17 protein-coding genes and 1 pseudogene are annotated in these 20163 nt (G+C 41.0%); 3 read left to right on the plus strand and 15 right to left on the minus strand.

Annotated elements, in window-relative coordinates:
- Positions 1-3 precede the first annotated feature (3 nt).
- From P4361_RS13425 to P4361_RS13465, 9 genes are all read right to left on the minus strand, one after another.
- Complete coding sequence (locus P4361_RS13425) at positions 4-942, minus strand: CoA transferase subunit A (protein ID WP_328089737.1); 939 nt, start codon at positions 940-942, stop codon at positions 4-6.
- Positions 943-1007: 65 nt separating this feature from the next.
- A complete protein-coding gene (locus P4361_RS13430) occupies positions 1008-1793 on the minus strand; it encodes an enoyl-CoA hydratase/isomerase family protein (protein WP_328089738.1) in 786 nt (261 codons plus the stop codon).
- Between the two features lie 44 nt (positions 1794-1837).
- Positions 1838-2980, minus strand: coding sequence for an acyl-CoA dehydrogenase family protein (locus tag P4361_RS13435; protein WP_328089739.1), 1143 nt, complete (start codon positions 2978-2980; stop codon positions 1838-1840).
- Between the two features lie 101 nt (positions 2981-3081).
- Complete coding sequence (locus P4361_RS13440) at positions 3082-4254, minus strand: CaiB/BaiF CoA-transferase family protein (RefSeq protein ID WP_328089740.1); 1173 nt, start codon at positions 4252-4254, stop codon at positions 3082-3084.
- Positions 4255-4308: 54 nt separating this feature from the next.
- Positions 4309-5751, minus strand: coding sequence for an aldehyde dehydrogenase family protein (locus tag P4361_RS13445; protein ID WP_328089741.1), 1443 nt, complete (start codon positions 5749-5751; stop codon positions 4309-4311).
- A 65-nt stretch (positions 5752-5816) separates the two neighbouring features.
- Positions 5817-6968, minus strand: a complete 1152-nt coding sequence (locus P4361_RS13450) for a hypothetical protein (RefSeq protein ID WP_328089742.1) — start codon at positions 6966-6968, stop codon at positions 5817-5819.
- A gap of 38 nt (positions 6969-7006) precedes the next feature.
- The gene (locus P4361_RS13455) at positions 7007-8194 is read right to left on the minus strand and encodes an iron-containing alcohol dehydrogenase (protein ID WP_328089743.1); all 1188 of its coding nucleotides are present in this window, start codon (positions 8192-8194) and stop codon (positions 7007-7009) included.
- Positions 8195-8249: 55 nt separating this feature from the next.
- Complete coding sequence (locus P4361_RS13460) at positions 8250-9569, minus strand: MFS transporter (RefSeq protein ID WP_425590262.1); 1320 nt, start codon at positions 9567-9569, stop codon at positions 8250-8252.
- Between the two features lie 357 nt (positions 9570-9926).
- Positions 9927-10727 carry an IclR family transcriptional regulator gene (locus P4361_RS13465; RefSeq protein ID WP_328089744.1) on the minus strand — a complete coding sequence of 267 codons (801 nt, stop codon included), beginning with the start codon at positions 10725-10727 and terminating at the stop codon, positions 9927-9929.
- Positions 10728-11244: 517 nt separating this feature from the next.
- Here P4361_RS13465 and P4361_RS13470 point away from each other — a divergent pair.
- Positions 11245-11895, plus strand: a pseudogene (locus P4361_RS13470) (site-specific integrase); the annotation flags it as partial.
- A 107-nt stretch (positions 11896-12002) separates the two neighbouring features.
- On the opposite strand, the gene glnA reads toward P4361_RS13470, so the two are convergent.
- From glnA to spoVK, 5 genes are all read right to left on the minus strand, one after another.
- Complete coding sequence (glnA, locus tag P4361_RS13475; protein ID WP_265407626.1) at positions 12003-13337, minus strand: type I glutamate--ammonia ligase; 1335 nt, start codon at positions 13335-13337, stop codon at positions 12003-12005.
- Positions 13338-13382: 45 nt separating this feature from the next.
- Positions 13383-13775, minus strand: coding sequence for a MerR family transcriptional regulator (locus P4361_RS13480; RefSeq protein WP_053358269.1), 393 nt, complete (start codon positions 13773-13775; stop codon positions 13383-13385).
- Positions 13776-13901: 126 nt separating this feature from the next.
- Positions 13902-15164, minus strand: a complete 1263-nt coding sequence (locus P4361_RS13485; RefSeq protein ID WP_328089745.1) for a methionine gamma-lyase family protein — start codon at positions 15162-15164, stop codon at positions 13902-13904.
- A 12-nt stretch (positions 15165-15176) separates the two neighbouring features.
- On the minus strand, positions 15177-16412 hold the full coding sequence (gene hflX, locus P4361_RS13490) for a GTPase HflX (RefSeq protein ID WP_328089746.1): 1236 nt from the start codon (positions 16410-16412) through the stop codon (positions 15177-15179).
- A 40-nt stretch (positions 16413-16452) separates the two neighbouring features.
- Positions 16453-17391 carry a stage V sporulation protein K gene (spoVK, locus tag P4361_RS13495; protein WP_328090018.1) on the minus strand — a complete coding sequence of 313 codons (939 nt, stop codon included), beginning with the start codon at positions 17389-17391 and terminating at the stop codon, positions 16453-16455.
- A 319-nt stretch (positions 17392-17710) separates the two neighbouring features.
- Between spoVK and P4361_RS13500 the strand changes: the two genes are divergently transcribed.
- Entirely contained in the window at positions 17711-18322 is a 612-nt protein-coding gene (locus P4361_RS13500) for a YitT family protein (protein WP_053354411.1), read from the plus strand.
- Positions 18323-18447: 125 nt separating this feature from the next.
- Here P4361_RS13500 and P4361_RS13505 read toward each other — a convergent pair whose 3' ends face one another.
- A complete protein-coding gene (locus P4361_RS13505) occupies positions 18448-19023 on the minus strand; it encodes a YhcN/YlaJ family sporulation lipoprotein (RefSeq protein WP_062231858.1) in 576 nt (191 codons plus the stop codon).
- Positions 19024-19159: 136 nt separating this feature from the next.
- On the opposite strand from P4361_RS13505, the gene P4361_RS13510 reads away from it, so the two are divergent.
- Entirely contained in the window at positions 19160-20161 is a 1002-nt protein-coding gene (locus P4361_RS13510; protein WP_053354413.1) for a tyrosine-type recombinase/integrase, read from the plus strand.
- Positions 20162-20163: the final 2 nt, after the last annotated feature.

The following is a 20163-nucleotide window of genomic DNA, read 5'->3' on the forward strand; positions in this document are numbered from 1 at the left end:
CTATTACCTCCAACCATAATTAACGGATTGACTGAGAATCGGATCTTTCAACCGTAAATTTTCCAGCTGACTATAGCCGTACTGATTGACATAATGTTCAAGGTATTCCTTCCTGTTCCCCACTTCATAAACCCATTCATTCAGATAGGTTTCATGGGTTTCCAATGTTCTGCAGGCTTTTCCTGAAACGTTCTTGCGGTAATTCCAATCCGCTTCATAATAACCAGGGACATGTGAAGGATGGGCTCCCCAAGGCTCATGAATAACCGCTGCAACTTTAACATTTGGTAGTAGCGTTCTGTTCGGATCGTGCTGGATCAGGTCTGTTGAAACCAATTCTTCACATGTAATGATTACTTTTTTGGCTGCCATGCCCGCTAGTTGATCCAGCGATAAGGCTCCCCATCGATGAGAATTACCCTTGGCATCCGAACGTTGGACATGCAATATGGCAACATCCGGCTGAAGACCAGGAACAATCGGTACTTCTGAGTTGCCATCAGCGGAAAAAGGATCCTTTGTATAGCGAATAATAGAATTGTTTTCAGCTAAATCGGACCCGGTCATGCCTTTAATGGGGATAAACGGAAGATTGTAGCACCCGCCTAATAACAGCGCTACAATACCCATATTATTAAAATCATGGATTACTAGTTTTTGTGGAACACCTTCCTGCCAGGCTCTGCGTATGGCATGGCTTCCTTTAGTAACATCATTTCCAATCCAACTAACATATGCCTCATTCACACACCCCGCAGCTATGAGATGATCTCCCACTTCGCAGCTTGCCCCTGCTATCAATCTTAAGTTTCGTTTATTTTGTCTGATAATCTCATGAGCAGCAGCATAGGGCACACTTCCTTGCCAGCCACTAAAATAGACGAGGTCACCATCATTAATATATTTTCTGATAGCTTCTTCCATAGAATTGACTTTATTCATCCAAGATCCCCTTTCGTCCCATTAATTCCAGTTGATTATTAAACCAGGAAATTATTTATTCCATATCAATAAGTGAATTTAGGAGAGCGTTTTTCTATAAAGGCCATCATCCCTTCCTTAGACTCCTCGTATCGAGAAAGATCAGAGATCACTTTCGTTTCTTTTTCCATTTGGGTGTTTAAGGTGGTATTCCATCCCGAAAGGAGTAACCTCTTGGTTGCTCCATAAGCTTTAATTGCTCCCGATGCAATCTGTGTTGCGTATTTTGTTGTCTCATAGGATAATTCGTCATGAGGAAAAACCAGATTAACTAAACCCCAATCGTAAGCATCATTTGCTGAAAGTGTACGATTGGTGATAGCCATTTCAAGAGCCCGACGCGAACCCACAATGCGGGGCAAAAAATACGTTAAAGATGCATCAGGCGACAATCCTGCTTTTGTATAAGCGGTAGTAAATCTAGCAGATTCTGATGCTATGACAAGATCACTAGCACAAACAATACTCATTCCGGATCCTGCCGCTACTCCATTAACAGCTGCAATTACAACCTTTTCCATAGTCGTTAAATACGAAATGCTAGTATTTAAATACATCAACAGCTCCTTTAAATGATACGATAAGGAACCCTCATTTCTTACAAAACTTTTCAAATCACCACCCGGACAAAATACATTGCCGCTCCCGGTGATCACGACAACCTTAATATCAGGATCTTCGCTGCAATGTGACGTAATGCGCATCAGTTCTTTAGCCATTTCAAGATTAATCGAGTTTGCAGCATTCGAGCGGCGAAACGTTATATACGCGACAAAATCCCGCACTTCAAACGATAGAGTAGAATACTCCATTTAACACCTCCTAGACAGCATATTAGGATGAATATTCAGTTAATTTAACAACCTAAAAGACGTGCAATGTACATTCTTTGGATTTCAGATGTACCTTCAACGATTTCCAGAAGCTTGGCATCTCCCAACATCTTGGAAATCCGGTGTTCTTTCGATAAACCGATCCCGCCATGAATTTGAATGGACTGATGTACAACATTCATAGCCATTTCCGTTGCAAATAATTTTGCCATAGAAGCTTCTTTCCTGAAATCTTTTTTCATATCTGCCAGTTTTGCTGCTCTTTGTACCATAAGTCTTGCTGCATCGATCTGTGTGGCCATATCCGCCAACTTAAAGGAAACACCCTGGTATTTCGATATTTGATGTCCGAATGCTTGTCTTATCTTTGCGTATTCCAAAGCTTCCTCATAAGCCCCCTGTGCTACTCCAAGTGCACAGGCTGCTATGCTTATTCGCCCGTACGATATAGAAGTAAGGAGTTGCCTTATTCCAGAACCTTCTTCACCAAGTAAACAATCATCTGGAAGATACACATCTTCAAATGTTAATTCACGGCTGTCTGCCGCCTGCCATCCAATCGTATGAATTTTCGGTCCGACAATGTATCCCTCTGTATGTCGGGGAACAATAAAACTGCTTGTCAGCTTTTTACCATTCTTTTCACCTGTTTGTGCAGCAATAACTGCGACTCCATTAAGTTCATTGCCTGAATTAGTGATAAACAACTTACTTCCGTTAACTACCCACCCTTGATCCACTTTTTCCGCTCTGGTTTTTATGGCTGCTGTATCTGATCCGCCGCTTGCTTCAGTTAAGCCGATAGCTCCAATAAACTGCCCAGTAATCATAGGGGTTAACCATCTATGTTTTTGGTCTTCGTTTCCAAATAAATTAATTAGGGTAGCAGGTGAACTGTTCGCCATGACAATAGCAGAAACCGAAGCATCTACACGTGATATTTCCTCGAGTGCCAAAGCAAAGGTAACCATTCCTTCTCCTAACCCGCCATATTCTTCAGGATAAGGAATTCCCATCACCCCAATTTCAGCCAAACCTTTAATCATCTCTGTAGGAAAAGTACTGCTCTGAACATATTCATCAATTTCGGGTAAAATTTTCTCTGTCGCATAATCACGTATCACTTTTTGCAGCATTTTTTGTTCTTGTGCTAATTCTAATAACATAATAAATCCCCTCTCAAATTTACATTTGGATTAGTTTCATAGGTAAACTAATAGATTGCGGACAAGTATTGTAACCGTTTTCGAATTTTAGGAAATTTTAATTAGATCACCCCTTGCTCTCGAAGCTCTGAGATATCCGAAGATACGAACCCTATACGTGACAATATTTCGTCATTGTGCTGTCCCAGTTCGGGTGGCAGCGTTTTGTATTCTGCGGGTGAGTTACTTAATTTGAATGGTGAACCAAGCTCAATGATTCGTCCCCCATCTTTACCCTCTCTTTCAAATAATAGATTCCGTTCTTTTACCCATTCACTATTAATTACATCGTCAATGGTTTGAACAGGAGCAGCCGGAATATCCATTTGTATCATTTCATCAATAGCTACATCTCTATTTTTTTGTTTAAAATAAGCTGCTATTTCAGATCTCATATCTTCTTGTTTTTCTGGCTCAAATTGAATATCAATAAAGTCGGGGCGTTCAATCAATTGACAAAATGAATGCCAAAACTTCTCCTCGAGCGGTCCGATCGTTATATACTTTCCATCTTTAGACTGGTACACGTTATAGCAGGCCCATGCCCCTGTAAACCACGTTTTTGAAGGATTAAAATTCTTCTCTTGATCCAAAAACTCAGCTAACGTTGGCAAAAGAAGTGAAAACAGACCATCTACGATTGAAATGTCCACATATTGCCCAATGCCAGTGCGTTCTCTTCCGAGTATGGCTAACAAGATACCAATAGTGGCCGGCATATAACCACCAGCAATGTCACCCAGCAATGAACCTGGCATAGAAATGGTTCCGTCTGCTGTAACGTTCGTACCAAGGAAACCCGAGTAACTTGCGTAATTAATGTCATGGGCCGCTAAATTTTTCAAACTGCCGGTTTGACCGAAACCGCTAAGAGAGCAGTAAATCACACGTTCATTAATAACTGAAATGTCTTCGTACCCCAAACCAAGTCGGTCCATTACACCTGGCCGAAAACCTTCAATGATAACATCTGCTTGTTGTGCCAGCTTTCTGAAAATCTCCTTCCCTTCGGAGGATTTCAAATTAAGAGTTATGCTTTTTTTATTGCGGTTGAGCATTTCAAACATCCGGCCAGATCCATCTACCAAAGGTTCCAAATGCCTTCCCGTTTCACCCAGACCGGGTCGTTCAATTTTAATGACTTCTGCTCCATAATCTGCAAAAAGCATACTTGTAAAAGGACCGGGGACAAGCCCGGTCAAATCGAGTATTGTAATTCCTTCTAATATTTTCACAACATGCACCTCCCTGTTTTTTCAGTAGTAGTTAAATGTGTATTAATAGTGTCACTACATCCGGTCCCTATAGACGGTCTTTACTTGAGTATAAAATTCGATCGCGGTTTTGCCCTGTTCACGAGAGCCTGTACTGGATTGTTTGCAGCCGCCAAATGGGACTTGTGGCTCGGCTCCAGCTGTTTCAGAATTCACATGCACAATACCTGCATCTATATCCGTAACAAAACGATCTGCAAGAGTCAGGTTGTTGGTGCAAATGGATGCACTTAACCCAAATTCAGTATCGTTTGCGATCTCAATTGCTTCTTCGTAATTATTAACCTTGAAAAGCGCGATGACCGGCCCAAAAATTTCTTCACGCGAAATACGGGCATTACGGGGAACATTCTCAAAAATAGTCGGTCGTATATAGAACCCCTCTGAAAGAGATTCGTCCGCAAGAGGTTCACCTCCAACCAAGATTGTAGCTTCTTCTTTTCCTGAGTCGATCATTTCATTAATTCCGTCTAGCTGCTGTTTTGAGATCACTGGTCCCATAAATGTGTCGGGGTCCAAAGGGTTCCCTACTTTAATCTCCTTTGTGCGCTCGATCAGGCGTTCACGGAAAATATTATAAACATCTTCCTCAACGATCACGCGGCTTGTTGCAGTACACTTCTGGCCAGTCGATTTGAATGCCCCGCTAACCGCTAATTCAACGGCTTTGTCGATATCAGCGTCAGAAAGGACAATTAGCGGATTTTTTCCTCCCATCTCCAACTGAACTTTTTTGCCTTTTGCAGTAGCCTGGTTCTGAATTTGAAGTCCGACTTGATTTGAGCCAGTAAATGAGATGGCTTTAATATTGTTGTTTTCTATCAATTCGGCCCCTATGATAGAGCCCTTTCCGAAAACACAGTTTACAGTTCCCGCAGGTATTCCAGCTTCATCAAATGCACTCATTATGTGGTACACACATTTTGGGGTTACATCTGCCGGCTTAATCACCACCGTATTTCCGTAAATGAGTGCGGGGGCCATTTTCCAAATGGGAATTGCAATCGGAAAATTCCATGGAGTGATTAATCCGATTGGCCCCACAGGAACCCGTGTTGTATAAAGGAATGTCTCTGCATTGGCTGACGGAATCACTTCACCGATCGCCTGCTTTGCTTCAGCGGCGTAAAACTCAATAATACTAATAGCACGACTTGACTCACCAATGCCTTCAGCAAGGGTTTTTCCTTCTTCAAGTGCAAGGTCTCTTCCGACTTCCTCCACTTTATTTTTTAAGATAGCAGCAGCTTTCATAAGGTAATCTGCTCTTTGATGAAAGGAAAGCTCCCTCCAGATAGGGAAAGCATTTTTAGCTGCCAGCGCTGCTGCACGTACATCTTCTACCGTACTCGACGGAAACTCACCCAAGTTGTCCTGATTATGTGGACTTGAATTTACTTTATACTCGCCTGCCCACGGTTCTTTCCATTGGCCGTCAATATAATTTAAGTATCTCAAAGCTGTCCCTCCTATTTTTTTTTCATCTTTTTTTACCCAACCCGAAAATTAATAAAGCAGTCATTCTAAAAAGTATTTGGCTTCGTATACCCCAGCAACCCGCTCAAACATTCCAATAAATAATAGTCGCCCCAAATTAGTTCACTCTCAACCGCAACTCCTAGTTTCTTATTGAAACATCCTCCTAATAACATGCCTGGACGTCTATTATCTGCTGATGATGTTGGTGTAACGTAATTCGAAATTAACTGATGAACGGATTTAAGTGCGATGGACCTGTACGTCTTGCGCCGTTCTTCGTCTTGCACCAATTGACTTAATTTTAATAACGCTGAAGCAGCAATGGCTGTGGCAGAAGTATCACGATTCGTTTCAGGAATTGCGGGGTCATCGAAATCCCAATAAGCTACCCCGTCATTTGGAAGATGGCGAATCCACCAATCTGAAACACGAATTGCTGCTTCTACTAATTTCTTTTCCTTTGGAGCCCATTGATAAGCTGCCGTGTAATGGATCATTGCCCAGGCTTGCGCACGTGCCCATGTACTTTGATCACTGTATCCTTTATGTGTATATTGATTATGCAAGTTGCCAAACTCATCAAAAGTGGCAGACTGACAAACCGATCCATCATTCCTAACACATAAATCAACATGCTTCAGGGCATGATTAATCGCAACTTCCTCCAAGGAACGATCTCCTGTTTCTCTAGAGGCCCAAATCAATAATGGAGTGGCACTTAAACCATCGATATTTGTGTCAGTAATTCCCACACTGCTTGCTTCTTCTGCCTCATCACCGAGAGGAATAAGACCTGCTTTTTCGTTATATTGAGAGGACACGGATATCGCTGCGCGTATGGCAATGTCCTTTGCCATTGGGTCTCCTTTCAGAATACTGCCTAGAGCCGCACCATAATAGAAAAGAAATCCCCGGAACACTGTTTTTGAATCAATTCGCCTTTCCAACAGTGTAGTCCACTTCCTCGCCCAGTTAAGAAAAGATTCGTCGTTTGTTCCATAAGCCGCCAACCAATTCATGCCATTCCAATATCCCCCCGTCCAATCACCATATGGGGAATACACCCATTCTCCCGATTCTCCATCAGCATAATGTGGAAATTGGGAGTCCGTGTTGTTTGCCGTGATCTTCATACCTTCAAGAATCTGATTATAAGCTTCCTTCATTAAAGTTTCTTTTATTAAAACGGTTTCCATTAAATTAGCTCCTTTCTCCTAATAACAAACCTCTTAGTTTAGTTTTTTGTGATCGTCTCACTGTCAAAAAGTGCGATAGGGCTCTCTCCAGAAAATGATAATTTGTATATTTGTTCAACATCAAATTTTGAAACGTGTCTTGGATTTATGGCGATATTTCCGCTTTTAAAGGTATCTTCTACCATGTGCGGAATTAAAGCCTCGTTCACTCCTAATTCTCTAAAAGATTTGGGGATATCGAGCTGCTTATTTAATTTAATAACTTCCTTTACTCCAGCCAATGCGGTAGCAATGTCGTTTTCCTGTGGCTCGATTCCCAATGCACTTGCGACCAGTGCATAGCCACCTGGATTACCAATAGAATTAAAGGACATAACATAAGGCAATAGGACGGCATTAGCGACACCATGCGGAACTCCAGCCAGGCCACTGACGGGATGAGACATAGCATGAACTAAACCTAAACGGGATAACGTAAAGGCAACACCTGCCAACGTGCTGGCATATAACATTTGGCTAAGATTTTCAATATCCCTATTATTCGTAGCCTGACATAAGTGGATTCCAATAAGACGAATGGCGTGTAAAGCACATGAATCCGCATACCAATTTTGAGTATTGTTAGTCAAAGCTTCAATGGCGTGAGTCAATGCATCTAAACCTGTAGAAGAAATTAATTTAGACGGAAGACTGACCAGTAAATTCGGATCTAACATAGCTACTTTCGGAATTAAATGGGTTGATACAATCGGCATTTTAAAATGATCGTTATCTGTGACTACCGTTACATTCGTGACTTCGGATCCCGTCCCACATGTTGTCGGAATAGCTATTAAAGGGGGAAGCGGGTTATTAACTTTGTCCACTCCAGCCATGCTAACGATGGGTTCTGAATTTGTAACTAAAACTGCAGCTCCTTTAGCAGTATCAATAGAACTTCCGCCACCCACTGCCAATATTCCGTCGCAATTCTCCGAAATGTAAAAATCCCTTGCTGTTTCCATACACTTAATGTTCGGGTCTGGCTCGACTCCATCGAATATAACGGCTTGTATATGGGCTTCAGTAATACTTTTTGTAATTCTCTCAATCAATCCTGAATTAATAACACCTTTATCAGAAACAATCATTACTTTCTTACACTTTAGTGAACTAAATTCACTACCAACTTTCAAACTACTATCCTTGCCAAATTCAATTCTAATAGGTAAAAATATACCCGACACGATGTTCACTCCTTTTTGGCCTATGTTTTTATTTAACAAGCCAAGGTTTGTTTGATTAAATGTCTATATCCTTCGTTTCACGGATGACTGTAAGCGCTATAAGAGAAACGATGCATGCGAAAATAATATAAATGGCAATAGGAACCCAAGAATTAAAGGCATTAAGTAATGCGACCGCTATTAAAGGTGCAGTACCACCAAATAATGCAGCACCTAATTGATTGCCTACAGAAACACCCGTATAACGAACATTCGTACTAAAGATTTCTGAAAACAAAGTTCCCATTATGGCCTCTATTGGTGGCCATATGATTCCTATGGCGATAATTGTTGCTACCGTTAACCAAAATGCGGATTTAAGGGATAATAGATAAAAATACGGAAAAGCATATATCATCATGGCGATGGTTCCACCTATGTATAAAGGCTTTCTTCCGATTTTATCTGAAAGTTTCCCCATGCACGGAATCATGATGACAGTCACTAGATTAGCAATTGCTACCGCGTTTAGAACGGTGATCGTTTCATAGCCAAGGTACCCTGTCGTGTAAGCGATTACAAATGTTGCAAATATATAATACGGCCCTGTTTCAACAAATTTAGCACCCATGGTAATGAATATAGATCTTTTATGGTAACGAAAAGTTTCAACAATCGGAAGCTTGGCAATGCTTCCACTTTCTTTTGCTTCTTTAAATGCAGGTGTTTCATCAATGCCGTTTCGAATCCAGAGCCCTATTAAAACCAACACCGCGCTTAAGATGAAAGGCAGACGCCAGCCCCATGTTAGAAATTGCTCCTCTGGTAAGTTGCTAAGCAGAGAAATAACTACTGTTCCGAGCAGCATTCCAATGGGCACACCCAATTGTGGAATACTCCCAAAAAAACCCCGGTTCTTCTTTGATGAATACTCTACAGCTAATAATACTGAGCCGCCCCATTCTCCACCGATACCAATACCCTGGAATAAACGAAGCGTAATTAATAAAATAGGCGCCCATATACCAATCGCGTTGTAATCAGGCAACAAACCAATCAAAAATGTTGCTATACCCATCACCATTAAGGTTAATACCAGCGTTTTTTTTCGACCGATTTTATCACCTATATGACTAAAAATAATGCCTCCTAAAGGGCGTATGAAAAACGAAAGACCGAATGAGAGATAGGAAAGCATTAACCCGACATTGGGATCTGTGCTTGGAAAGAACAATTTATTAAATACAAGTGACGCCAATGATCCATATAGAAAAAAATCAAACCACTCAATAGAACTGCCGATCATACTTGCTAATAATGCCCTGTTTGCTTTTTTCTTGGAGACGGCCATTTGTGGTTTTTGAGCCTCTTCAACTACGGATTGAGCCTGAGGCATATTCCCTTCCTCCTTTTAACCAATTGATAAATTAATTGGTAATGGGCGAAAAAAATTACTTTAACGATTGGGTTATCATCTATATATTTTGAGTAGGTCGAATTGGAATCAAAGCTTGTTTGATTTTTCATCATGTAGAAAAGCTTAGAAGCAGGAGATGCTGTTTTTATTAGAAAGAAAAATCTGTACTAACTTGTAACAGCTTTTGGAAAGGTATGAAGAAATCTTTTGTCTTTACGAGGTGCATCATGGTGGATGTGTTGGGTTAATTTTTATCATGTGTTAAACTTAAGTTATGGGTCGCTCTTTTCGTTAGGTGAGTTTGGTCGCTTACAATGAAACGAAAAGGCGTCTCTTTTAATTTACGGTTCTATGCTCGAGTTGACTGTTATATCCTAATTTTTTGGATACTGTAGAAGTAGTTTCGAGAAGCTGTTTAACTAGCTCTTTTTCTTTTGACATAATGCGAATAGTAGGCGCACAAATACTAATAGCCGCGGCAATCATTCCATTTTTAGAAAATACCGGAGCAGCAATGCATGAAATGCCAGTTTCAAAGGTTTCATATGATAGATAGTAGCCCTTTGTTCGGATTTGAGCTAACTCCAGCCGAAACATATCTAGATCGACGTTAGTGTGGGCAGTATAAGGTTCAAGCTCTGCGGTGGAAAGGTATCGCTCAACTTTACTTTTATCACTGAAAGCCAATAAAACCTTTCCTAGTGAAGTTGAATAGGGCGGTGATGTTAATGATAAATGGAATTGTAATCGCAGGTCGGAATCGTTGGCCATCACACGATCCATTAGAACTACAACATTCGCATCCAATACGCCGAGGTGTACGAGTTCATTAGTGGATTCAGACAATTGCACAAGTGAAGAATGGGTAACTTTCCGAATATCCAAACGATTTTCAAATGCATTGCCTAATTCAAGGCAAGCAAGACCTAACTGGTATTTCCCTGTACTTGGATCCTGAGAAACAAATTGTTTTTCTTTTAAATTTTCCATAATTTTTAACAAGTAACTTTTCCTAATGCTTAAAAATTCGGACAAATCCGCTAACGTAAATTCACTTTTATTTTTAAACGCCAGCAATATATCTAAAGCATGCGCAACATTGCCATATGAACTTTGAGAATTTTTTTTCGTTTCCAATTTACAACCTCCCTTCTATTTATTTCTTCTTTGGTGAATCTGATTCACTAAACTCATTATAAACAATAATCAGAATATTTCAATACCCTTTTAACAAAAATATCTAATCTCCGACATCTATCATATTAATCTTTTTTCCTTATTCTCCAATTTTTTTACCTCTATTGTATGTATTTCTGTTTTAGTGAATAGGATTCACTAGGTTCCTTATAAAATGTACTTATACGAACGGGGGCATTACACAGAAAAATAGAACTTCCAATTTTATGGAAGTTCTAATCTTGTGTATTGGGCTTATTGAACTAACTATCAACATTAAACTTTAACAGAGCCTAAAAGAAAAATAATAGTAAAAGTAAATGAAAATAGGCACTTTCTTAGGACGAAAACGTTCAAGAAGGTGCCTATTTTTTTATGAAGTGACATAATTAATTAAAAACTTAAGTTTTTCAGTGCCCTCGTATTAAACAGGGGTCATCTTTTTTCGATTCCACTGATCTGTGATGATTGTTATAAAAAAGAACCCGGTTTACGATTTATTGAGACCGAATATATATATCGTTTTCTCCAAGAAGCCTATAAATATGACTATATATATTGGATATTTTTTAAGGTGCTTATTGAAACAGGCATGCGAAAAGGAGAAGCGGCTGCTTTGAAGTGGTCGGACTTGGATTTAAAAGAGGGATTAATCTCTATTAATAAAACTCTTGATTTTAATGTAGATAACCATTCAGAACTATTTGGTGACCCTAAAACTTATAATTCCAAACGAACCATCACAATTAGCAATAGCTTAATAAATGACTTTTATTTTCACATCAAGTATCAAAATCAAAATAAAATTGCCCTGAATGATATCTACCATCATGATCTTAATTCAGTGTTGTGTCGGAATGATGGAGATTTTATGCCAAAGTCAACTTTATTCAATGCCTTTGAACGTATTTTAAAACGCGCAGATCTTTCAAAGGTACCCATCCATTCGTTACGTCATACACATGCTGTTTTGCTTTTGGAAGCTGGTGCTGATATGAAATATGTTCAGGAGCGTTTAGGACATGGAAGCATTCAAATTACATCAGATGTTTATGCCCATATCTCTAAAAAGATTGAAAGAGACACTATGGATAAATATGAAGAGTATATAAAAAATATAATAAAATGAAATATTTTTTGGTCGGATTTTGGTCGAGAGCAATTGATACTAAAAATAACTATTTGGACCAAAAAAATAAAAACCCCTGATACCAATAGTATCAAGGGCTTTCGGTTTTAATACATGCTCATGTATTGTTCGCGTTCCCAAGGGTGAACCTGCGTGCGGAACATATCCCATTCGATTTCTTTCGCTTCAACAAAGTGCTCAGCCGCATGTTCGCCAAGGGCTTTAATCAGCACTTCGCTTTTCTTTAAGCGGTCAACTGCTTCTTTTAATGTAGCAGGAAGATCTTTAATTCCTTCTGCTTCGCGCTCTTCTTTATCCATCACATAGATGTTGCGGTCAACCGGTTCTGGAGTTTGCAGCTTGTTTTTGATTCCGTCAAGACCAGAAGCCAGCAATACGGCCATCGCAAGGTATGGGTTTGCTGTAGGGTCTACACTACGGACTTCTACACGTGTGCTTAGTCCGCGGGAAGCCGGAATTCGGATAAGCGGGCTGCGGTTTTGCATAGACCACGCTACATAACAAGGAGCTTCATATCCAGGAACTAACCGCTTATATGAGTTAACTGTCGGGTTTGTGATCGCTGTAAAATCTTGTGCGTGCTTTAAAATCCCTGCCAGGAACTGCATCGCTGTTTCACTTAGTCCTGTTTCATTGGACGGATTAAAGAACGAATTGTCTCCATCCTTAAACAAGGACATGTTCGCATGCATACCGGAACCGTTCACGCCGAATAGCGGTTTTGCCATAAACGTCGCATGAAGGCCGTGTTTGCGTGCAATGGTTTTAACAACGAGTTTAAACGTCTGGATGTTATCACAAGTAGTGATCGCATCTGCATATTTAAAGTCGATTTCATGTTGTCCTGGAGCTACTTCATGGTGGGAAGCTTCGATTTCAAAGCCCATGTCTTCTAGCTCTAGAACGATGTCACGGCGGCAGTTTTCGCCAAGGTCAGTCGGCGCAAGGTCAAAATATCCGCCTTTATCGTTTAGCTCAAGTGTAGGCTCGCCCTTTTCATCGTTTTTAAAGAGGAAGAATTCCGGTTCTGGCCCAATGTTAAAGTCAGTGAAACCAAGGTCTTCCATTTCTTTTAATACTTTTTTAAGGATTCCGCGAGGGTCTCCGGAAAATGGAGTGCCATCTGGATTGTAGATGTCACAGATCATACGTGCTACTTTCCCTTTTTCAGATGTCCAAGGGAAAACAACCCATGTATCTAGATCAGGATATAAAAGCATATCTGATTCTTCGATACGAACAAATCCTTCAATGGAAGAACCGTCAAACATCATCTTATTGTCTAATGCTTTTTCCAATTGTCCTACAGGAATTTCAACGTTTTTAATGACACCTAATAGATCGGTAAACTGAAGGCGAATGAAACGTACGTTTTCATCTTTAGCGATTTGCATGATGTTTTCTTTAGTAAATTTAGCCACTTGTTACTCCTCCTTAGTAATTGAATACAGCATTCTTTTTTAAGATTAGTGGAAAAAGCGGGATAATTCCCCTTGGATCAATGAAGTTTTGCCAAGACGCCCTGCATGCATAAGCTCCCGTTTTAAACGGCGATGCAGTGCTGCTTCAGACATTTGCTCGTTCTTAACCTCATCTTTCAGTATGTTAACGGCTTGTCGGTTGAGTTCAAAAACTCGTTTGATGCCAGCCAGGTTAACTCCCTGTTCGATCAGAGTTTTGATCTCCAGCAGTATATCCACATCGTTGAAAGAAAACATTCTCCGGTTTCCGTCGGTACGGGCCGGATGAATCAATTCATGTTCTTCGTAATATCGAATTTGCCGGGCAGATAATTCAGTCAGTTTCATAACAATACTGATCGGAAATAAAGGTTGATTCCTTCTCGTATCATCATTCATCATCATAAGCCCTCCTTCCAACTACTTTTATCTTATGTTACAAAACCTCACATGTCAACCTTATGTCAGAAAAAATAACATAAAAAACATCCGGCATTCGTCTACCGGTTATTTTCACCTTTAAAATTAGATTAAATTCTCCTGTATCAAATGGTCTGCAGCGGTTAGTATAGCAATCTTGACATGTTCGTATGTCAGTCCGCCCTGCACAAAAGCAATATATGGCGGACGGATCGGTCCGTCAGCTGTCAGTTCAATGCTTGCTCCCTGTATAAATGTACCAGCTGCCATGATGACATCATCCTCATAGCCCGGCATGTATGCCGGATAAGGAACAGCATGGGCATTCACAGGAGAAACGAGCTGAATCGCCTGGCAAAAAGCGATCATCCGTTTTTTATCTTCTAATTTGACGGATTGGATCAGGTCTGTGCGTTTTGCATCCCATGAGGGATTGGTTGACATTCCCAGGCTTTCAAGAAAAGCAGCTGTAAACACCGCACCTTTTAAGGCCTGTGCTGTAACGTGAGGTGCTAAAAAGAATCCTTGGTACATTTCGAGAAGACTGTAAAGGGAAGCACCTGCTTCTGCACCGATGCCAGGCGAAGTTAAACGATAGGAACACCTTTCGACGAGTTCTTTCTTGCCGGCGATATACCCGCCTGTTTTGGCGAGTCCGCCTCCAGGGTTTTTAATGAGTGAACCTGCGATCAGATCAGCCCCGACTTCGCATGGTTCTTTTTCTTCTACAAATTCACCATAGCAATTATCAACAAACACGATGACATCTTGTTTGATCTCCTTCACATAAGAAATCATTTCACCGATTTCTTCTATAGTAAATGACGGCCTGTCTGCGTAACCTTTTGAGCGCTGAATGCCGATCATTTTCGTTTTGCTGTTGATGGCCTTTGAGATGTTGTTGAAATCAGGCCTTCCCGCTGGGGAAAGGTCTGTATGGGAATAGGTAATGCCATACTCTTTAAGCGACCCTGTCCCTTTTCCGCGTATCCCTACGATTTCTTCAAGTGTATCGTATGGTTTTCCTGTGATGTACAGCAGCTCGTCACCAGGAAGAAGCACACCGAACAATGAAAGAGAAATGGCATGTGTTCCTGAAATGATCTGCGGCCTTACGAGGGCTGCTTCCGCGCCAAACACTTGAGCATACACCTTTTCGAGGGTTTCGCGGCCGGCATCATCATAGCCATACCCTGTTGACGGGGTAAAATGAAAATCACTTACCTGATGATCACGAAAGCTTTTTAATACTTTTAACTGATTAAATTCAGCTCTCTGTTGAATGCTGTCATGCTGGGACCGGATCTTTTTCTCCGTCTCTTGTGCTAATTTTTGTAGTCGATCTCCGTTTTGAAACTGTGAAAACATAAGGTGCTCCTTTTATTGTAATTTCATGGACGGCAGGGAATAGCCTCTGCATTCGTAGCTTTGTGTATCTTCAATGAAAACCTGTTCCAGCAGGATGGTGCTGTTTTTCAGCATCGACAGCTTTCTTCCTTCTGCTGCCGGAACAAAAATATGATAGTATTCCAGCTGCTTCTTCACTTCGGTTTCAATCACATCTTTTAAAAGAAGCAGATCCTCTTGTTGAAAAGCCGAGATGGAGAAGGAAGCTGTTGCGGGTATGAAACCTTCTTTAAACTGATCTTTTTTATTGTAGACTGTAATCATCGGGATGGAGGCAGCGTCAAGATCCTTCAAAATGGAAAGCACTGTGGATTCATGCTGATCACGGTCTTCGCTTGAGCCGTCAATGACATGGATGAGAACGTCTGCTTCCTTTACCTCTTCAAGCGTTGATCGAAATGCGGCAATCAGGGATGTGGGAAGGTCTTGAATAAAGCCGACCGTATCTGTCACAAGCACCTGGAGACCTGCTGGCAGCCTCATTTTTCTTGTCAGCGGATCCAATGTGGCAAACAGTAAATTTTCTTCATAGCTGTCTGCAGAGGTTAGCCCATTGAAAATGGTAGACTTGCCTGCATTCGTATAGCCGACCAGCGCTGCCTGGATCACCTGATTTTCTTTTCTTCTTTCTCTGTACCGTCCACGATGGCTGACGATATCTTCGAGCTGGCGTTTAATCTCAGTGATCCTGGAACGGATGTGCCTTCTGTCTTTTTCAAGTTTGGTTTCCCCTGGGCCTCTTGTACCAATACCTGCACCAAGTCGTGACAAAGAAACCCCGATACCCGCCAGCCTAGGAAGAATATATTGCAGCTGTGCAAGTTCAACCTGAAGTTTTCCTTCTCTTGACCGTGCGCGTGTTGCAAAAATATCAAGGATGAGCTGAGTTCGGTCAATGATCCTTGCGTCAAAAAAGCGGGAGAGATTTCTGTTCTGTGCAGGTGTCAGTTCGTCATTAAAAATAATCAGATCCGGCTCCAATTCCTCTACGAGTGCCAGTATCTCTTCAATTTTACCTTTGCCTATAAATGTAGCAGAATCATACCGCTCCCGCTTCTGGGTGACAGAAACGATAGCTTGTCCCTGAGCCGTTTTTGTCAGCGACTCCAGCTCTTCCATTGAATAAAAAAATCGCTCGTCGGTTTGCCCTGGTAACTGGCAGCCAACGAGGATGGCTTTCTCTAGATGAGAATGCTTGATTTCTTCCAAATAACCTACCTGCTTTCCTATTCATTATATAGCTATCATATCAAATTCCATGTTTTTCTTCCAGATGAAGGTCATCAGCGTTCAGACTCATCAATGATTTCTTATCTGTCCTCTCTTCTCTCAGTAAACGGACTGATTGTTTCCTGACGGCTTTTTCAATGATGTTCCGGATATATCTGCCGTTGCTGAAGGATTTCTCTCCAGCTGCACATACCCGCTGAAGATGCTGCCGGAGCTTCCATTCTGAATCTTTCGCCATGATATATTGCCGCTCAGCTACCATCTTTCTTGAGATTTCCATAAGTTCATCGACGGAATAGTCGGGAAAGGAAACCATAATGGGAAATCTTGACGGCAGACCTGGATTCAATTTAAGAAAACGGTCCATTTCCCCCGAATACCCCGCAAGGATAAGAATAAAATCATGCTGCTGATCCTCCATTGCTTTTACAAGCGTATCAATGGCTTCTTTCCCAAAATCTTTTTCTCCGCCGCGTGCCAGTGAATAGGCTTCATCAATAAAAAGGATGCCCCCCATAGCCTTCTTTAGGAGCTCTCGTGTTTTTTGCGCAGTGTGGCCGATATATTCCCCCACAAGATCCGCTCGCTCTACTTCAATCAGATGTCCTTTTGACAAAACATTCATCTCATGAAAAAGGTTTCCGAGCATCCGTGCAACCGTCGTTTTCCCGGTGCCTGGATTTCCTTTAAACATCATATGAAGTACTTGTTTTTCCACTTTCAGTCCTTGTTCCGCTCTGCATTTATTCACATAAAGCCAGGCATAAATTTCTTTAATAAAGCCTTTTAACTCTTCCATTCCAACGAGCGATGACATTTCCTGCTCCATCTTCTTTAATGGAAGGTGCTTTTCAAGCTGTCTTTCTTTCGCAGAAGGACTCGCTTCTACTTCAACACGATCTCTTTCATTATTTTGGTTCAGAATAATATTAATTTGCGTCTTCTTTTTAAATGTCATGGAATCATGCAAGAGATTCACCTCTCTTTAGCTGTCTAGGATTATTATACTCATGACATTATTTATGGTGACAAATGCCTATCGTTTAGCCCTCATTCTAATGTATTCTCGAAAGTTTCAATTATACGGGCTTACTCTCGGGTTGAAATATTAATCTTCATTAATCTATATGAATATTTATTCAAATTAAGTTATCTAAATCGTCTAATAAATCATATTTTCAGAATATTAAATGTATATTTAATCAAAATTATGTATTGACTATTTTTTCTTGCTGCCTTATTCTTGAAAATAGCTGCATAAAAAAGGAACGATGAATATGTATTTTTTGAAAAAAGCCCTTTTAGTTCTTATGGGGCTGTTCTTAACTGCTCTCGGAACTAAACTTCTTACCGTTTCCCACCTGACATTTGGTGGAACAGCAGGGATTTCCACCCTGCTGACCTTCTCGACCGGTATTTCATGGGGTGTCTGGTTTTTCGTGATCAATCTCCCTTTCTTTATTTTATCTGTAAAAAGGCTGGGGATTTCCTTTTCGGTGTATACACTTCTCTGTATCTCGCTGATTTCATTGATCAATGAATTTCTTAAGATTGCTCCCTCGCCTGGAATGCATCCTCTTCTCATTGCGATTGCATCAGGACTGATTATCGGAACAGGAGTCGTGCTCGTGTTAAACAATGGTGCATCACTTGGCGGCATTCACATTTTGGCTGTCTATATGGATCAGCATCTTTCAATCAACCGCGGGAAAACATTATTTCTGACCGACTTTATTATTGTTATTTCTGCAACCTTAATGGTCGGCTTTGTACATGCACTCTACTCCATCGTTACAATCACGATCGCAAGTTACCTTGCCGGCAAGTTCAAACCGCAAGTAACGAAAAATAATGATGAAAACGATCTGACGCTCGAAGCTCAGGCATAAATAACGCAAAAAACCACTCATTCGATAATGGGTGGTTTTTTTAGGTTCTGTGTTTTCGAACGATCTGCAGATATCCAATAATCAAGCGGTTTTTTGTCAGTTCCTGCGCTTATCCGGGAAATAATCTATTCGTAGATCTGCCTGCCCATATTATTTTGCTTCGTCCGGTCGAGGTCTTTCTGATAATTCCGTTTCGCCTGATTTGAAACTGGTGTAATTTTACCAATCAGTATTCCTAATTTATTATAAACATCATCCGTATTAAGATTGTCACCTGCGTCGATCTTTCTTTGAATCGCCCTCATTTCCCTGATCAAGGAAGGGGCGGTCGTGATGGCTGCGTTCTTTCCATGTTCATTTCCTTTAATGGTTTGATAAACCCTCAACCTCAGATGATCACTTTTTCCCTTTGTAAGGTGATGATCCGGTGTGATGCCTACCAACGTATAAATCCCGCTCACAATTACATCTGCATTTTTGACCCCAGGTACCGTCTCTGCCAAATCCGAAATTTCTTTCGCATTTTTTGATTCATAATTTTTTTCATTTACGTTCGGGGCATCATTCTGGGAGTTGGGCAAGTTCTTCATGTTGACTTTCGTAGGAGCTTTATAGCTCTTATCTTTATCGAGATCCAGTTCGTTCTGCGAACAGCCGGATATCCAAAGTACAGCCGCTGCAGCCAGTACATATCGTTTCATGGAAATAACCCTCTCTTTTTATCATCGATAAGGTTAGTGTTCAAACTTAACGGTCCAAATATTCATTTGGATTTAAAAGTGCTTCACTACGTGGAAGTTGGTATAATTAAACAAAAACGCCAAACGGAGGTAACCCATGTTCCCGCTAATCGATTCCTTGCCCAGCTATTCGGCAGTGTATTTAGAGACCTTGGAGAAGAAAGGCAGACAGGAAAGTACCATCAGGCGCTATTTTTACGATCTGAACGACTTTTTAGCGTGGATGAGAGTCGTTAAAGAGGAGGACAGCTTTTCTGTATTCCAATCTCTGCGAACAGAAGACTATCAGTCCTATTTTGACTTTTTGATACATGAAAGAAATTATTCGCTTCGAACATTGCGCCGGGTATTGACGGTGTTAAAACAGCTTGTACAGTTTCAGATTACGATAGGCAAACTTGCCTACAATCCGGTAAACGGAGTGGATCTTGGGATTGGGGAGGAAACTGAATTTACAGATGATGACTTTATTTCTTCCGAGGAATTGGACAAACTCTTTGAGGTCATTAAATCGTATGAAGGACTGACGGAGAACCAACAAAAATACCGGCATCTTCTGATCAGCCGCAACCTTTCCATCGTCATTCTTCTTTCTCGTTATGGCCTGACATTACTTGAATTGACATCCTTGAAGATGAGACACATCAATTTTACAAAGGGAATCATACAAGTACCTTCTGAAACGAGCCTCCCCCGAAAAATAAAGATAGAACGAGAGGATCAAGCGTTTCTTTATTCTTATTACGAAACGATCCCTGCTGCAGTTCGTCCTGCCTGGTATTCCAATGATTCGTTCTTTGCCGCCTTTGATTACCAGCGTGGAACCTACCGCTGGGTCTACAAGACCAATTCACCCAAACCGCTGACTGAGATCGCTGTACAAAAAATGATCCGTCTCGAAGTCAAAAGGTCTGGGTTGCGAAAAGGCATCTCCGCACAGCACATGAGACGAACTTGCATCCTTCGTGAACTTCAAACGGAGAAAGAACCCGAACAGATCAAAGAAAAATTTGGGTTCAAGTCCTCTTTAAGCCTCGAACGTTATTATAAATATCTGCAATCCGTTTCGAAGACAAAAGAGAAAAACCTTGCTGAGTGAAC

Origin of the sequence: Fictibacillus sp. B-59209, assembly GCF_036216745.1 — a bacterium.
GTDB classification, from domain to species: Bacteria; Bacillota; Bacilli; order Bacillales; family Fictibacillaceae; genus Fictibacillus_C; species Fictibacillus_C marinisediminis.

Coding starts and splice junctions, on each gene's coding strand:
- P4361_RS13435 (WP_328089739.1), bottom strand. CDS start 2,980: ATGTTATTAGAATTAGCACAAGAACAAAAAATGCTGCAAAAAGTGATA.
- P4361_RS13450 (WP_328089742.1), bottom strand. CDS start 6,968: ATGGAAACCGTTTTAATAAAAGAAACTTTAATGAAGGAAGCTTATAAT.
- P4361_RS13480 (WP_053358269.1), bottom strand. CDS start 13,775: ATGAATGATGATACGAGAAGGAATCAACCTTTATTTCCGATCAGTATT.
- spoVK (WP_328090018.1), bottom strand. CDS start 17,391: ATGACATTTAAAAAGAAGACGCAAATTAATATTATTCTGAACCAAAAT.
- P4361_RS13460 (WP_425590262.1), bottom strand. CDS start 9,569: ATGCCTCAGGCTCAATCCGTAGTTGAAGAGGCTCAAAAACCACAAATG.
- P4361_RS13510 (WP_053354413.1), top strand. CDS start 19,160: ATGTTCCCGCTAATCGATTCCTTGCCCAGCTATTCGGCAGTGTATTTA.
- P4361_RS13425 (WP_328089737.1), bottom strand. CDS start 942: ATGAATAAAGTCAATTCTATGGAAGAAGCTATCAGAAAATATATTAAT.
- P4361_RS13500 (WP_053354411.1), top strand. CDS start 17,711: ATGTATTTTTTGAAAAAAGCCCTTTTAGTTCTTATGGGGCTGTTCTTA.
- P4361_RS13430 (WP_328089738.1), bottom strand. CDS start 1,793: ATGGAGTATTCTACTCTATCGTTTGAAGTGCGGGATTTTGTCGCGTAT.
- P4361_RS13485 (WP_328089745.1), bottom strand. CDS start 15,164: ATGTTTTCACAGTTTCAAAACGGAGATCGACTACAAAAATTAGCACAA.
- P4361_RS13505 (WP_062231858.1), bottom strand. CDS start 19,023: ATGAAACGATATGTACTGGCTGCAGCGGCTGTACTTTGGATATCCGGC.